This window comes from Anaerocolumna sp. AGMB13020 (assembly GCF_033100115.1).
GTDB lineage: Bacteria > Bacillota > Clostridia > Lachnospirales > Lachnospiraceae > Anaerocolumna.
The window spans coordinates 3210281-3225482 of the sequence record NZ_CP136910.1; the positions used below are offsets into that span (position 1 = coordinate 3210281).

A 15202-nucleotide genomic window follows, 5' to 3' on the forward strand; every position below is an offset into this window, starting at 1 on the left:
AGGTCTTTATGATGAGAATGAAGAGAGGTAATGCAGAGGATGGAACAGATTTTAAGTGAGCGTTTAGTCTATTGCCCCATTAAGCTAGAGGATCTGGATACCTATGTGAAATTCAGGAATGAGAAATCCTACAGGCAATGGTTTTATTTTCAAGAACCCCTGAACAAGGAAACTGCCAGGAAAGCTATTGAACTTATGCATAATCAAAGCGGTTATGCAGTAAATATACTGCAGGAACCTTTTGATATAGGGCTTTATCTGAAAGAGAACAAAGAATTTATAGGAACGGTTTCTCTAAGTAAATTTCATGGACCGCAGGAGGAGCTGGATTACGTAGAAGTTGGCTATGGAATTGGTGAAGCCTATCAAAATAAGGGATATGCTACTGAGGCTGCAAAAGCTGCCGTTAACTGGGGTTTGAAAAGCTTAGCCGAACTTGGAGCAGAGCCGGTCATTCATGGAAATGTGGAACATGAAAACTTTCCGTCCCGCAGAGTGCTTGAAAAGACAGGCTTTCAGTTGATTCGGACAGAGAAATATCTAAGTATCTACGAATTAAATAAGATAAGTAGATAAAATTTAAATATGATTAGTATCTACAATCATTATCCTATACTTTTATCCGTGTGGGATAATTTTTGTTGTTCCTCTTTATAGGCGCGGATGTTAAATAAATGAAAGAGAGAATTTTACAATCAGATTACAATGAGTGCTGCGTAATCCCATGACTGGAACCAGCTACTAAGACTAGATCCAAAGCATACTTGACTTTACATTATACAATGGTATAATATTAACATAATATTAATATTACACTAAAGTCTTTACCGGAAAGGGGTAACAAGTTTGATTGGAAAGTTAAAAAGATTAGGAGATGCGGAATTAGAAATTATGATGGTTCTATGGGGCAGTGCTCAGCCAATTACTTCAAATTACATTCTGGAACAACTCAAAGGAAAGCGTCAATGGGGTTTATCGACCTTAATGACTTCCCTTACAAGACTATCGGAGAAAGAGTTTGTTTACTGTGACAGAACGACCCGTACCAATTTATATTCTGCTCTGGTGACGGAAGACCAATATAAAACACAGGAAAGCAAATCTTTCCTGGAAAAGCTCTATGGAAATTCACTTCAAAATCTGGTAACAAATTTGTACAGCAATAAAATAATCGATCAGGAAGATTTAAAAGAGCTGCAAGAGCATCTGAAACTGTTGGAAAAGGAGTATAAAGCATGATCAAACAAATATTTCTGGCAATACTGGAGGTTTCCATCGTTACAGGAATAGTGATTCTTATACTCAAACTGCTGTCATTACTGATAAACAATCATTATGCTGTCAAATGGAAAAGGCTGATATGGCTGTTGGTGGCTGTCAGACTACTCATACCAGTGAATTTTACTCCGGTCAGTGCACCGGTTCAATTCGATCTTCTAAGCTCATACAGTACAAATAATAGGACTGATAATACGGCGAAAGTAAATACAGCTGCGGTTGAAATGGCTGTTACAAAAAGCATTGGGGAAGCTGAATATGATACAGTAAAACAGGCTGACCGGCCGGCTGCCTATGAAAACAAAACGATGGCTAAGCCGGTCCCTTGGTTAAATATTGCTGCCTCTGTTTGGGGAGCAGGCGTTATTTTATTTATACTATATTATCTGATTGGTTATCTGTATTACAGCAGGCAGATTATACGCTGGCGGCGGCCGGTAAATGAACAGAGAATACATAATATACTTACTAATCTTTCCGGGCAGTTGTTCCTGAACAAACAGCCGGAGGTTTATGTTTGCGATAAAACAGGAAGTCCATTTCTGATAGGGTTTACGCATCCATTTCTGGTAATTCCGGCAGAAGACTTCAATGATAGGGAGCTGACCTTTATATTGAAGCATGAGCTGACACATCACAAGCAAAAAGATAATTGGTATAAATTATTTCTGCTTTTTGTAAATGCAATTCATTGGTTCAATCCCGTGGTCTACCTTCTGCGTCATGAAGCCTGCGTTGACCTGGAGCTGGCATGTGATGAAGAGGTAATCAAAGGGATGTGCTTTGAAGACCGAATAAACTATGGTGAAACAATACTCTCCTGTATTAAACGACAAAAAATACCCAACTTAGCTATGACCACAGGATTTAACGAGTCTGCAAAAAGCCTTAAAATACGGCTGGCAAATATTCTAAGCAGGAGAAAAAAGAGAAACGGCCTGTTGCTGGTAATGCTACTCCTTATTATGTTTGTTATTCCGGGTGCGCTGTTTTCAATTAAAACAGATAGTCAGACACAGAAGGATAGGGAGGGGCTTACCTGGTATGGAGCAGTCAACCTCATTACAAAAGATACAGAGTTACCCGATGAACTCTTAGAAAGCAGAGAAGAATGGAATGAATTTATTGAGAGCGACAGAACAATTGCATTAGTAGCAAGTATTCCTAAGGATGATATCTATGTTTATGGTCTGAAAGAAAAGGGTACGGAAGAGGGAGCGTATTCCTTGCACGGGATATGCGTGAAACAAGGAAAGGAAATTCAGGTATTAGATATTGATTGGGGTGTTTATGAGGAATTGCCCAAGATCAGCTATCAGGATTATAATGGTGATGGAAGCAAAGATTTAGCAATGATTTCAAGAAGTGTAAGCGGAACGAATATATCCTTGAATGATTTATATATGCTTATAAAAAGTAAGGAGGGGGGATGGACATATCAGTCCTTTGACTCTTTTGACTGGTCAGATAAAATTAATAAGCGAATGGAATATCAGATAAAGGATAATATATTAACGATAACCATTGATGGAAAAGATACCGGATATAGAATAGATATGAAACCGCTTGAAGAAGATTGGGGAGAAAAATTAACCTCGGTTTTCTTTGGAAGTTATGGAGAATTTATTTTTGATAATGGAAAGATATATTTGAAGTTACTTCCAACAGCCGGAGTGGGCGATTGGGCGACCCCTCAGATTATTACAGAAACTTACATTCGGATGGAGGTGACATATAACGGCAAATTTGATTTAATAAATGGATTTGCTTCAACGCAGAATGAACAAGTGAAATGAACTTTTCTGATTTGTTTTGCCATTCTCAGGTGATTATAATTCAATTACCATAGAGGATATATTCTTATTTAGTGCCTTAATAATAAATACAACAGGAGAAGAGAAATGAACAGAATAAACATAATTTGTCTGGGTGTCAAAGATATGGAGGCATCCGTTAAGTTTTACCGCGATGGACTTGGATTTGCTACGGAGGTTACGGAAAACAATCCCCCTATCGTATTTTTTAATTCCTATGGAACGAAACTGGAATTATTTCCGATTCAGGAACTTGCAAAAGATATCGATGAAATAAATCCTCCGGCAATTCGAGAGGGCTTCTCAGGAATCACACTGGCATATAATGTGGACAGTAAAGCAAAGGTGGAGGAAGTGATTGAACTGGCAAGAAAAGCAGGCGGTAAGATTGTAAAAGAACCTCAGGAGGTTTTTTGGGGTGGCTATCATGCATACTTTGCAGACCCGGACGGATATTATTGGGAGGTTGCCTATGGACCCGACTTTCAATATGATGAGCATGAGATGCTGATTTTATAAGTATAAATGGTTAGAAAATAAGAACAAAAAGATTAGAACAGTACACAAAAGTATTACAGGCTTAATATCTGACTATCATAATCACTCTTTGATAGCATAGGGTAATGCAAGTATATAAAGGCTGTTTCCTGGAGGGAAGAAAACAAAGAATCTGAAATTGGTTTTCTCCTTCCTTGAAACAGCCTTTTATATGGAATTTATTGCAAGGATCGTAGAGAGAATAAGTAGTTATTAAACGGCATTATTCTACGGATTTCAAGGACTCAGCCATATTAATACGGTCAATTTTCCGAACAAGTATAAGGTTAACGAATAAGGTTAACCCCATAGTTACCAGGAAGGCATACAGATAACTCACGGGTAAGATCTGCACATTAAAGGACACAGCCTCAATCTTAATCTGATCCATTACGAAGCGATGGAGCAGGATGCCTGCCGGAAGTCCAAACAAGGTGCTGATAAGAGTGATGACGATATTTTCCCGAAAGACATAGCTGTAGGTTTCTTTTGGATAAAAGCCCAGAACTTTAATGGTTGCAATTTCACGGTTCCGCTCTGTTATATTGATATTACTCAGGTTATACATGACTACGAAGGAAAGGGCACAGGCACAGGCAATTACCAGCCACACAATGTAATTCAGACTGTTCATCATATTTGTAACCTGGTTTCTGGTATCGGCAGTAATCACGATGCCTGAGGCACCATAATCTTTCATGAGTCTGGCAGATATGGTGTAAATATCCTTGGAATCTGTAGTGGCATAAGCTGTCTTATAAGCTGGTTTTTTTCCAAAGACCTGCTCATGTGTGGCCCCGCTCATGAACATATAGTTAAAGGCATAGTTCTTAAAGATACCTCCAATTACAACCGTATAGGCTTCTGTGTTATTAAGGTTGATGGTCATGGAATCACCAATCTTAAGATTTTCGGTTTCTGCCAGGCGGTCATTAATGGCTACATAACCTTCCTTCGGAAAAGGAACAGCCTTTCCGTTAAGGTGCAGCCCGATCACCTTTGTAATATCCGGGTCATCGCTTGCTATGACATTTATCTTCTGATTACCGCCTTTGCCTGTGACTTCATAGGTATCTGAAGATAGAAAGACACATTCGGACAAGAGAGCGGAGGTATTCTCCTGAAAGTCTGCCATGTCCTCTTCTGTCTGTGCCTCTGAAAAGGCTATGGTATAATCATAGAGCATAATGGTATCAAACTGATCGTCCGCTATATTGCTGACAGAATCATTTAAACCTAAACCTGCCAGCAGCAGTGCGGTACAGCCGCCAGTCCCAAGTATCATCATAAACAGGCGTTTCTTATAACGTAAGATGTTGCGGATGGATACCTTATGGAGGAAGCTGATAGCCTTCCATAATACAGGAATCCGTTCCAGAAAGATTCGTTTTCCAACCTTGGGAGACTTGGGTCTCATTAATTCTGCCGGCATCTGTGACAGCTCTGTCCTGCAGGCAGCATAGGTTGCGCCAACGGAACAAAGAAGGGAAACAAATAAGGTCAGCAGTGCTAAACTGCCACTGAAGATATATTTAATCTCCGCGAAATCATATAGCATTTTATAAGCCTGCCAGATGGCATAAGGAAATAATCTGGTGCCTGTAAAATAGCCAAGAATACAACCAAGCACTGCAGCGCTTCCGGAATAGGTAACATATTTTAAAGCGATGGAACGATTGGTATAGCCCAAGGCTTTCAGTGTTCCTATCTGGGTACGCTGTTCATCCACCATTCTGGTCATGGTGGTGCTGCATACCAGAGCTGCTACAAGAAAGAAAAAGATGGGGAAAATCTTTGCGATGCCTTCAACAACGGAGGAGTCATTCTCAAAACTTGCATACCCGATATTTTTTGTTCTGTCCAATACATAGGTGGCGGGCTTATCCAGCGAGGCCAGCTCCTCTTTTGCAGCGTTTATTTTATCCAGGGCTTCCTTGAGTTTTTCCTCACTTTCCGTCAGAGTATTTTCCGTATCTTCTTTGGCTTCCTGATATTTTTCAAGTCCCTCCCGATATTCTTTTTTTGCTTTGGTAAGAGCGGATTTTCCATCTGTTATCTGCTCTTTGAAGGTCTCAAGGGTTAGTTTTGCCGCATCCAACTGTGCTTTGGCTGAGGTAAGCTGCTTCATAGCTGTTTTAAATTCCTTTTCTGCGGCCTTTCCTGCGGCATCCAGTGTGCTTTGAGCGGCATCCAGCTCTTTCAGGGAATTCGTTAAGGTCTGATACTGGGTAATTACACCGGAAGCTTCTATTTGCTCCAGTCCGGCTGAGACCTGTTTTAGCTGTGCGGTATAGGTCTGGTATTCGGTGCTGTCAGGATCTGAAAGCTGTGAGAGAGCGGCTTTTAAGCTACTTTCTGATGCTTTTAAGGTATCGTATTGGCCGGGGACACCGCTTTTTTCAATCTCTTCTATACCATTAGTTACTTTTGAACGGCTGGTGGTAATTTCCTGCTGCTTATCTTCCAGTTCTTTTAAAGAATCGGATTTTTTGGTATCATACTCTTTCTTAGAGATGTTATAATCAGAGAGAGCGGAGTTATATTCCTTTTCTTTTTCTGCTAAGGAGGCCTCGCTGTCTTCCAGTTTCTTTTCATTAGCGGTTATCTCGGTTTTGGCTTTCTCTAACTTCTTTTTGGAAGCACTTAATTTATTTTCTGCTTCTTTCTTTCCGTCCAGGTATTCTGCATAAGAGGAATCGTATTCCCTTTGGGCATCTGCGATAGACTCCCTGGCTTCCTTTGTAATATTACCGTAACGCAGATCTGCACGGTCTTTGACAGCAGTCTTTAAGGGCTGTTCCATAGCGGATACAGCAGCCTCATATTCTTTACTGAAGATCTGGCCTTGATTATCAAGAAGGGTAACAAAGATCTCACTATAATAATCAACCTGAAAGCCGCCTTCCGGAAGGTAGAGAAAGGCATTAATGGAACCACCGGCAAGCTTAGTGGTGCCCCGGTCACTGCGATACATATAGTTTACGGAATTGCATAAGCCGACAATGGTATAATTCTGATAGGCAAAGCTGTCCCGCACCTCTTCTTCGTTTTTGTCAGATATATTAATTGTTTTTCCGAGATCTTCTTCGGTAAAATAACCGGCATCCGCAATACACTCATTATCAGCCTCAGGGAGTCTGCCTTTTAACAGCTTTATTTGATTCAGATTGTCTGTAATGGAGTGAGCTTTAAAGATTACATCCTCCGTATCATGAAAAGCTGTGATAAAATCCGCATTAATTGCACCCTGGGCTGTGCTTACACCTTCAAGACCGCTGATGTACTCTACATCTTTTGCGGTAAAACCCAAAGTGGAGAGTAACCGGTAATCATACATTTTGGTGGCTTTGATAAAAGCATCACCTGTCTGCAGCATTGCCTGCTTGGTTATCTTAAGGCCGGAGAAGAATCCCACGCCTAGAGCTACAATGACAAGAAGCGCAAGATAACGGCCCAGGGTATGCCGTATTTCCCGGCGGTTGTTTTTGTTCCACGCAGAATTTCTTATTACCATTCAATCTCCTCCACCGGTATAACCTTCTCATTTTTTCGCACCGAAGAGACGGTTCCGTTTTTTACATGGATTACCCGGTCAGCCATTGCCGTCAGTGCTGAATTATGGGTGATGATGATAACCGTCATCCCGCTTTTCCGGCTCTGATCCTGTAGTAATTTTAGTATTTGCTTACCGGTATTGTAATCAAGAGCTCCGGTAGGTTCGTCACATAATAATAATTTTGGATTCTTAGCCAGTGCCCGGGCTATGGAAACACGCTGCTGTTCACCGCCTGATAACTGGGAGGGGAAATTATAGAGCCGTTCTGAAAGGCCTACATTTCCTAGGATCTCCGCCGCCGGAATCGGATCTTTTATCATCTGAGATGCAATCTCAACATTTTCAAGAGCCGTCAGGTTTGGTATGAGATTATAGAACTGGAATACAAAACCAATATCTTCTCTGCGGTAACCTACAAGGCTTTTTTTATTCAGGGCTGATATCTCTGTATTGCCAAGATACACCTTGCCGGTAGTCAGAGTATCCATTCCGCCTAAAATATTTAAGAGTGTGGTCTTGCCAGCACCTGACTGCCCTACAATTACACAGATCTCACCCTTGTCTACTTCAAAAGTGGTATCATGCAGAGCGTTAACATTAACATCACCTGAATGATAGGTCTTACCGACATTTTCAAATCGTACAAAAGAATTCATGCTACCTCCTAAGCTGGGTTAATTACAAGCTCACAGTAAAATCAAAGGAATGATATAGTATCCTGTATAACTTGACAAGTGTTGAAAAATAAACTAGAATTCAGCATAATATAATAAGCGCAGGAAATCAATAAACAGAATAAGACAGGATGTGTATTTTTCAACACAAATGCAGAATCTATTCAAATTATGAGGTAAAACTTCTATGAATAAAAGTGGTGATAACAATCGTAGTGTCCGCAATACCAAGAAAAAATTATTAAACGGGCTGTTAAGCCTTATGCGTCAGAAGGCAATTTCTAACATAACGGTTCGTGAGCTGACAGAGCTTGTGGATGTCAACCGGGGAACCTTTTATTTTCATTATACAGATATTTACGATATGATCAGTCAGGTACAGGAAGACTTCTTTCAGAAGTTCAATGAAATTATCGATCAGATGATGAATCATCCGCCGGCAAAGGGAGAACCCCCGAAGGTGCTGGTAAGGATTTATTCCATCTGTGCGGAAAACAAAGAGTTCTGTGAAATTATGCTGGGGCCAAATGGAGATGCTGCTTTTGTGGACCGTATCAAAAATATTGTTGATGAGAGAATCTCTGATTTATGGAAAAGCGTCGGTGCCCATATGACAGAAGAGGAATATGACTATTTTAATGCCTTTATCATCAATGGTTATATCGGCTTTCTTCAAAAGTGGCTGAAAACTGACTGTAAGCAATCGCCGGAGGAAATGGCTGCATTTGCGGCCAACGTGATTATCCCGACGATAAAGAGCTCTATTGAATTAAATGGCCTAATGAAGACTTATAATCATTTAAATTGAGCGACATATGGTAGGAGTGTCTGTATAAATTGAATATACGAAAAGTATCCCTTGCGGCAATATCTTACTATTAGGTAGACTCTTAAGTAGCTTGCTAAAGTGTAAGGAAGCAACCTCGAAATATAGAAAGAGAATGGCATGGGAGAGAGCCAATGGGAGAAGCAGATAAGAGAAATAAGCTGGATGAAATTCCATTTACCTTTGAGGTATCTAAGGATAAGAAGGTTTTTATATTCTGGTATGGTAAAAGGGTTACTATACTGAAAGAAAAAGACAGCAACAGATTCCTGGAACGAATCCGTAATGCGAATCAGAAGGAAGCGCAGCTGATAATGGCAAAAGTAACAGGTAATTTTAAGCGAGGAAATGAAAAAAACAAATAATTGTTATGGAGGGTCTGAAGGGCTTCCTAGGATTACTGTACTGTTATAAACAGCATGTCTGTTTATGCACCGCAGGTGGCAATGAGAGTAATACATGAATAATGAGTGTGTCATTATCCCGTATTATCCTTAAGGTTACTGTAACGGTTCATAAATAAGGGCATGCTTTTTTATTTGGAGGATACACTGCTTTATCGTGTAATTTCAGAAGGAGTAACAGCATATTTGTTTGATGGGAAAAGCAGGAAGGGAGTGAAAGTTCATTTGACAGATTTGGTAAATATAGTTTATTATTCAAAACAGAACTTATGTTTTGGTGGAATGGCAGAGGGCAGATACGATTGAGCAAAAAGGCAATAGGCGGAGAGGGAAGCTTACGTCTTGAAGGAAAAAATATAAAATGTTTCAAACATATTTCAAATGTAAAAAGTTATATCTGTGAAAGTATTTACTAGGGGGTGGAGATTTGTTAAGCAGTGAGGAGATGGATAATCTTATGGTACGGATTTCCAAAAGGGAAATGGCAGCACTTGAGGAATTTTATGAAGTCATGAGTAAAGCCGTATACGGATTAGCCTATGTCATTACAAAATCACCTTATGATGCAGAGGATATAATGCAGAATACCTTTATCAGAGTCTGGGATAAGGCACATCGTTACCGCAGCGGAACGAATGCGAAAGCCTGGGTAATGAAGATAGCCAGAAACCTTGCTCTTACAAAAAGAGAGGAAGGCAAGAGATTTGTAGAACTGGATGAAGAGCTGCCATCAGAGGATATGTACCGAAAGATGCTGCAGTTCCAGGAATTAAATTCTTTGCTGTCTATACTAAAAAAAGAGGAGAAGGAGATAGTGGTTCTCTATTCTGTTGGTTTTTCTCATAAGGAGATTGCTGAGATTCTAAAGAGACCTTATGCAACGGTTCGATGGAAGTACAGCAACGCAATCAGTAAACTGTCTCAAAAGGAGCAAAGCTTTGAATATGCAAAAAGCATATGCAGAAAGGGAGAGTAATTATGAAAGAACCTGAAATACTTTCACAAATAGATAATATCCTGGAGGAGGTAACTCCAAGAAATATAACTGCCCTGAAGGAGAAGCTGAAAACGGGGAAACACAAACAGAAAAAGAAGTTAAGGTTAAGTTTTGCAGCTGCCTGCCTCGTGCTGCTTTTAATTAGCGGAGCTACTGTTACGGCCAATCAGCTTACGGGGACGAACTTCTTTTACCAGTTTTATCTGGACAGAAGAAGAGAAATCCCCAGGAGTCAGGTATATTTAGGGCCAGAGCAGTATAAAGAAATTTCCTCCCGCAGTGTTGGAAAGACAGCAGATTCGGATGAGCTGAAGATTGAGGTAATGGGAGCTGTAGCAACGGGTAATGTTGCTTCTGTTATGTTGCGATTTACCGTAAAAAATGCAGAGAATGTATTGAAGGAGAAAGGTATCTACACGGAAGGAAGATTTGGCTTTCAAGACGAAAGTGGAGGCACTTTATTCCAGGAGGCCCAAGGTGGCAGTATTGGCTATCAATATCTTCCTCTGAAAGGAAATAGTGGGGAGTTACAGTTTGAGATTATCTATACCGTTATAGGAAAGGAGAAAATTGCTGGAAAGCAACATAGCATAGAACTGGCGGGGCTTCAGTATTATACCCAGGAAAAAATAAAAGGTGTCTATAAGAAAAAGTGGAAAATAGACATAGATTTTGACAAAGAGGTGGATTATACCAGGACAATCCTTTTAAATCAGGAAGTTTTACTGGGAAAAAAATATGTGACACTGACTAAGATAGAATTAACACCTTACTCCTGCATCTTTTCCTTTGAGAAAAGAACCACAAAAGCATCGGATCTTGACATTGTAATGGAGGAGCTTGAGAAAAAGAGTGATAAAGCTGTTATATATTTTCCGGAAGCCAGTATAGATAAAAAAGCTTTTTCCTATTCTGTAGGAGGAGGCAGGGCAGATGATTTCGGTAATTTAGAGCCTGATGTAATCTATTGCAAAGCCTCTCTCTTTTTTAAAGAACCTATTATGGTCGATAACGTGAAGAACATTAAATTTAATGGGAAGCGATATTATTTGAAGTAAAGGAACTTATATTGTAATTTGAAAGTCCTATATTCCAATAGCAAGGAAAATACATTATAATACCCCTTGGAGAATGGAATCCATATCAATAAAATACAAAGGAGTTTGCATAATGTATAATCACCATAAGATTGCGATTGAAACTATAACAAATAAATTAAAACAACGAAAAGAGGTATTAGGTATAATTATTGGAGGATCTGTGGCTCATGGCTTTGCCGGAGAGAATTCCGACATCGATCTAATGCTTGTACTGTCTGAAGAGGACTATAAGAAAGCCCTGGAGGAGGAGAACTTTAATTATTATGAAACCGAAGCGACACCTTATGAAGGCGGTTACGTTGATGGAAAGTGCACCTCTGTGGAGTTTATAAAGAAAACGGCTGCTATGGGCAGTGAACCTGCAAAGTTTGCTTTTAAAGATGCTTTCGTATCCTACTCAGAGATAGAGGGGCTGGAACAGCTTGTAGCAGAAGCCTCAAGGTATCCGGTGGAAAGAAAATTAGAAAACATGGAGAAATTCTATGCACAGTTTGAAGCCTGGAGATGGTATTTCTACGAAGGAGTGAAAAGAAACAACGAATATCTGATTACAACAGCAATATCCAATTATGTATTGTTTGCCGGAAGATTAGTACTGACCTACAATGAGACACTGTATCCTTACCATAAATGGTTTTTCAGAGTACTTGAAGGTGTGGAGAGGAAACCTGAGAACCTCCTAGAGTATATGAATAAGGCAATTACTGAGAAGTCAAAAGAGGCTGTGGAACAGTTGTTTCAATGTATTGTAAATTTTCATACCTGGACCTCTACTACAAAGGAATGGCCCGTCAGATTTATGCAGGACAGTGAGCTTAACTGGTTGACAGGGAATGTACCGGTAGCAGATATATAAATTGTCAAGCCAACCTTTAGCCATAGCAAGTATACATTATTTGTACAAAAAATGAAAAGCGGACAGATACAGCCCTGATATAAGATATAACTGAAAGGAAGAGGAAAATGGATGTGATGGAGCAGACACAACAGGTTATAGATATGGTGGAAAGTGATATCTTTCAGACTGACTTTAGCAGAGCCGCTAAGTTTATCGGTATCCCTCTTGGTGTGTATCAACGGATTTTCAGTTATATCTGCGGAATATCAATGACAGAATATGTTCGCAGAAGAAAATTAACAGAATCAGCCAGAATGCTCCTGGATGAGAAGGTAAACGTAACAGAAGCAGCTTTCCTCTGTGGTTATGAGAATACTGCCTCTTATACAAGAGCCTTTAAAGAGCAGTTTATGGTGCCGCCTGTTCAGCTGACCACGGAAGGCTACAAGGAGAAAGCCTTCCTGCCTCTTTCCTTTACGGACAAGGATACTTATTATGTTAAGAAAGGAAGAAGGATTATGGCTGAGTTGGTAAAAATCGAGTACGAAAAAACGGAGGATCTGCTGCTGATTGGTATCAGCAACAAAGAGCACGTAGTAACTGGAAACAAAGCGCTTTGGGATATATTCTGGAGTCAGCATTATGATGATAAACTGACAGCTCTTATGGAGCACCAGGTTGGCATGGAGGATTGCATGGGACTTGGGTATTCGGCAGACTTTACTTCAGAAGAAGGTCTTGGTGACACCTATATGGTAGGTAAGTTCTTTCAGTTGGGTACGCCTGTTCCGGAAGGGATGACCGGGAGGGTAATCAAAGGAAGAACCATTGCAAAAGCGCAGATAGGTGCGGCAAATTTCGAAGATATTCTTAACAATGCGTATCTGTTGATGTCAGATATGGTACTTAAGAACGGTTATGCATTGGATTATGAGGATTTCTACTGGATTGAATTCTATACTGTAAGCAGGTTTTGCACACCTCTGGAAACTGGAAAGGGTCAGATAATCTGTGATTGGATAATGCCTTGTATTAAGAAATAATAGAAAGAAGGGGTTGAAAAACAGCTGAATTTTTAGTTGTTTTACAAACCCCTTCTTTTTATTGTTTTCGGTTATTTCGAATTGATAATCTTATCTTACTATTTACTTCATAGCTTTTATTTCTTTCCAATCGTCCTCCAGAATTGCCATCAGAATGTCATCGGCGTATTTTTCACCGTCCCAAATGGCGTCTCTCAAAACACCTTCCCGTTTAAAACCAGCTTTCAAATAAGCCTTTTCAGCACGTGGGTTAAAAGAAAATACATCCAGCTCCAATCGGTGAAGCTTTAGCTGTTCAAATGCAAAGTCTCGGGTCATTTGAGTTGCCCAGGAACCAATTCCTTTTCCGCATATTTCGCTGTGAAAAATTCCAATACGGAAATTGGCGCTTCTTAAAGTCCAGTCAATTTCATTAATTACGCTTTCTCCAATAATGCGACCTTTAGGGTCTATAATCAGAAAATCATAGCGGTCGTCGGCCTCCATACATTGCAGGAAAAAGCTGAAGACTTCATCATGGGAAAAAACAGCCTTGCATCCGGTTAGTCGTGCGACTTCTGGGTCTAAGGGATTATAGTTCTGTTGATAATAGTTTTCCGCATCTTCTTTATTTGCAAGTCTAAGGACAAAATTGTCTTTCTCCCAGGTCTTTTCAATTTTTTTCATTAGGGTTTCCTCCATTATGTCTCGTCATAGAATTATCTCACTTTTTGTGATGACTTTATTATAACATTTTGCTTCATATGAAGTAAACCAGGTCTATATGGGAAATATCCATAGGAAAATACCCTATAAGCAGGGTTAAATCTATTATATCAGGAAATATCCATTTCTTCTCGAATGCGCAAGGCCTCTTTATATTTTCTGTGATACTTGTAGTAGCGGATTAGAAATAATCCGTAAAATCTGCGAAAACCAAAGCCAAAGGGTTGGTTCACATTTGCATATAGCTCCTCCAATAGTTCTAAATATTCAGGATTATCCAGGTAATCGGGCAGATTTAACATTTCTGCAAATGTGACCATTTTTTTACACAGATGATAATTATCAGAATCCTCAGAGAGAGCCTGCAGTGCCTCAGAAGCACGGTCTAAGTATAGATTTGTTTTTTCTGAGTCGCCTATATGGAGAAACAGAAGCGCTTTTTTTTGATTGAGCATGACGTTATGATACGGCTCTTCCTCCAATTCTCCGGCTTGAAGCAAATAATATTCAGCCTCCTGATATTGTTCACAGCTAAGATAAGCTGTACCAAGGTTATAATAAGCATAGTTCTTTACCGGTATACGATAGCCGCGGGTCAGAGCGACTGAGCGTTTATAGTATTTTTCTGCAATGGAAAAATCGCGACCGTTACAATAACAGGAGCCTAAAAGAAAGCTGGCTCCAATTAAAACCGCAGGATTTCCCTCTTCTGATGCATATAAATAAGCGGTTTCCGCTCTTTGGATACAGTCATTATAATGGCCAAGGTGATACAGGGTATTTGCCAATTGATAATATATGACACTATTATTACCGTAATGAGCAGCTTCCAGTAAAAGTTTTACAGCTTTCTCTGAATGTCCTATTATTGCTGCTGCGCCTAAAAAGTACCGCATTATTTGCACATCTTCCATATAAGGTAGGAAACGGCTCAAGTAAGTTTGCTCTTTCCCGGCCTGCTCCTGATCTTCTGCTGACAAATGGGAAAACAATAAACATAGGTGATAATCCAGGTGAAATTCACTGTGTTCCAATTCCTCTCCATGCCTGAAAAAGTAATTTGTTTCTTCTTCTGCTGACTCCTCTGAATCCAGGAGAAAAAAGAAACGATTGAAATGCTCACGGGCTTCTGCCAGCAGAGTTCGATCACCTGTATATCTGATGCCAAGGGCAGAAAACAGACTAGTAATAATGTCTGAACTGGCATCGGCCTGTCCCTGTTCAATTTTACTTAAATAAGAGGGAGCACAGATCCCCTTGCAAAGTCTTTCCTGAGAGATGTTCAGCTCCAGTCTTTTTTGACGTATTAAAAACCCGATATAATTTTTCATATTCCTCCTTATATGAGTACTCAATTTCTAAAATGCCATAGGAATTCTTCTCACTTTGCTTAAAAGTATAATTAGTGTTATCGTCATCTGTCAATTAAT

Annotated in this window: 14 protein-coding genes; 10 read left to right on the top strand and 4 right to left on the bottom strand. The window is 39.8% G+C overall.

The genetic code is table 11. From position 1 onward, the window contains the following. Window positions 1-39: 39 nt before the first annotated feature. The 4 genes from R2R35_RS13065 to R2R35_RS13080 all read left to right on the top strand — a co-directional run bounded on the left by R2R35_RS13065 (window position 40) and on the right by R2R35_RS13080 (window position 3611). Entirely contained in the window at window positions 40-576 is a 537-nt protein-coding gene (locus tag R2R35_RS13065) for a GNAT family N-acetyltransferase (RefSeq protein WP_317730258.1), read from the top strand. A 270-nt stretch (window positions 577-846) separates the two neighbouring features. After that, on the top strand, window positions 847-1239 hold the full coding sequence (locus R2R35_RS13070; protein WP_317730259.1) for a BlaI/MecI/CopY family transcriptional regulator: 393 nt from the start codon (window positions 847-849) through the stop codon (window positions 1237-1239). Next, window positions 1236-3074 carry a M56 family metallopeptidase gene (locus tag R2R35_RS13075; RefSeq protein WP_317730260.1) on the top strand — a complete coding sequence of 613 codons (1839 nt, stop codon included), beginning with the start codon at window positions 1236-1238 and terminating at the stop codon, window positions 3072-3074. The genes R2R35_RS13070 and R2R35_RS13075 overlap by 4 nt, the downstream gene beginning before the upstream one ends. 105 nt (window positions 3075-3179) lie before the next feature. After that, a complete protein-coding gene (locus R2R35_RS13080) occupies window positions 3180-3611 on the top strand; it encodes a VOC family protein (protein ID WP_317730261.1) in 432 nt (143 codons plus the stop codon). 241 nt (window positions 3612-3852) lie between these two features. On the opposite strand, the gene R2R35_RS13085 is transcribed toward R2R35_RS13080, so the two are convergent. Beyond that, complete coding sequence (locus tag R2R35_RS13085) at window positions 3853-7143, bottom strand: ABC transporter permease (protein ID WP_317730262.1); 3291 nt, start codon at window positions 7141-7143, stop codon at window positions 3853-3855. Beyond that, window positions 7137-7841 (bottom strand): ABC transporter ATP-binding protein, encoded by a 705-nt coding sequence (locus R2R35_RS13090; protein ID WP_317730263.1) that lies wholly within the window; start codon window positions 7839-7841, stop codon window positions 7137-7139. Before R2R35_RS13090 ends, R2R35_RS13085 begins: the two co-directional genes overlap by 7 nt. 205 nt (window positions 7842-8046) lie before the next feature. Between R2R35_RS13090 and R2R35_RS13095 the strand changes: the two genes are divergently transcribed. The 6 genes from R2R35_RS13095 to R2R35_RS13120 all read left to right on the top strand — a co-directional run bounded on the left by R2R35_RS13095 (window position 8047) and on the right by R2R35_RS13120 (window position 13067). Further along, window positions 8047-8667 (top strand): TetR/AcrR family transcriptional regulator, encoded by a 621-nt coding sequence (locus tag R2R35_RS13095; protein ID WP_317730264.1) that lies wholly within the window; start codon window positions 8047-8049, stop codon window positions 8665-8667. A gap of 152 nt (window positions 8668-8819) precedes the next feature. Then, window positions 8820-9050 (top strand): hypothetical protein, encoded by a 231-nt coding sequence (locus R2R35_RS13100; protein WP_317730265.1) that lies wholly within the window; start codon window positions 8820-8822, stop codon window positions 9048-9050. A gap of 466 nt (window positions 9051-9516) precedes the next feature. Further along, window positions 9517-10065, top strand: coding sequence for an RNA polymerase sigma factor (locus tag R2R35_RS13105; RefSeq protein WP_317730266.1), 549 nt, complete (start codon window positions 9517-9519; stop codon window positions 10063-10065). 2 nt (window positions 10066-10067) lie between these two features. Beyond that, window positions 10068-11144: a hypothetical protein gene (locus tag R2R35_RS13110; RefSeq protein WP_317730268.1), complete on the top strand. Its 1077-nt coding sequence runs from the start codon at window positions 10068-10070 to the stop codon at window positions 11142-11144. Window positions 11145-11256: 112 nt separating this feature from the next. Next, entirely contained in the window at window positions 11257-12042 is a 786-nt protein-coding gene (locus R2R35_RS13115) for a nucleotidyltransferase domain-containing protein (protein ID WP_317730269.1), read from the top strand. Between the two features lie 107 nt (window positions 12043-12149). After that, the gene (locus tag R2R35_RS13120) at window positions 12150-13067 is read left to right on the top strand and encodes an AraC family transcriptional regulator (RefSeq protein WP_317730270.1); all 918 of its coding nucleotides are present in this window, start codon (window positions 12150-12152) and stop codon (window positions 13065-13067) included. Window positions 13068-13169: 102 nt separating this feature from the next. Here the strand turns inward: R2R35_RS13120 and R2R35_RS13125 are convergent, their stop codons facing one another. Together R2R35_RS13125 and R2R35_RS13130 are read right to left on the bottom strand one after the other, a co-directional pair. Further along, window positions 13170-13733, bottom strand: a complete 564-nt coding sequence (locus tag R2R35_RS13125; RefSeq protein WP_317730271.1) for a GNAT family N-acetyltransferase — start codon at window positions 13731-13733, stop codon at window positions 13170-13172. A gap of 149 nt (window positions 13734-13882) precedes the next feature. Further along, window positions 13883-15103 (bottom strand): helix-turn-helix domain-containing protein, encoded by a 1221-nt coding sequence (locus R2R35_RS13130; RefSeq protein ID WP_317730272.1) that lies wholly within the window; start codon window positions 15101-15103, stop codon window positions 13883-13885. Between the last annotated feature and the right edge of the window lie 99 nt (window positions 15104-15202).

What these genes read in the sequence shown, in the direction of transcription:
- R2R35_RS13065 (WP_317730258.1), top strand. Translation starts at nt 40, where the DNA reads ATGGAACAGATTTTAAGTGAGCGTTTAGTCTATTGCCCCATTAAGCTA.
- R2R35_RS13115 (WP_317730269.1), top strand. Translation starts at nt 11,257, where the DNA reads ATGTATAATCACCATAAGATTGCGATTGAAACTATAACAAATAAATTA.
- R2R35_RS13100 (WP_317730265.1), top strand. Translation starts at nt 8,820, where the DNA reads ATGGGAGAAGCAGATAAGAGAAATAAGCTGGATGAAATTCCATTTACC.
- R2R35_RS13120 (WP_317730270.1), top strand. Translation starts at nt 12,150, where the DNA reads ATGGATGTGATGGAGCAGACACAACAGGTTATAGATATGGTGGAAAGT.
- R2R35_RS13090 (WP_317730263.1), bottom strand. Translation starts at nt 7,841, where the DNA reads ATGAATTCTTTTGTACGATTTGAAAATGTCGGTAAGACCTATCATTCA.
- R2R35_RS13110 (WP_317730268.1), top strand. Translation starts at nt 10,068, where the DNA reads ATGAAAGAACCTGAAATACTTTCACAAATAGATAATATCCTGGAGGAG.
- R2R35_RS13085 (WP_317730262.1), bottom strand. Translation starts at nt 7,143, where the DNA reads ATGGTAATAAGAAATTCTGCGTGGAACAAAAACAACCGCCGGGAAATA.
- R2R35_RS13075 (WP_317730260.1), top strand. Translation starts at nt 1,236, where the DNA reads ATGATCAAACAAATATTTCTGGCAATACTGGAGGTTTCCATCGTTACA.
- R2R35_RS13130 (WP_317730272.1), bottom strand. Translation starts at nt 15,103, where the DNA reads ATGAAAAATTATATCGGGTTTTTAATACGTCAAAAAAGACTGGAGCTG.
- R2R35_RS13080 (WP_317730261.1), top strand. Translation starts at nt 3,180, where the DNA reads ATGAACAGAATAAACATAATTTGTCTGGGTGTCAAAGATATGGAGGCA.
- R2R35_RS13125 (WP_317730271.1), bottom strand. Translation starts at nt 13,733, where the DNA reads ATGAAAAAAATTGAAAAGACCTGGGAGAAAGACAATTTTGTCCTTAGA.
- R2R35_RS13095 (WP_317730264.1), top strand. Translation starts at nt 8,047, where the DNA reads ATGAATAAAAGTGGTGATAACAATCGTAGTGTCCGCAATACCAAGAAA.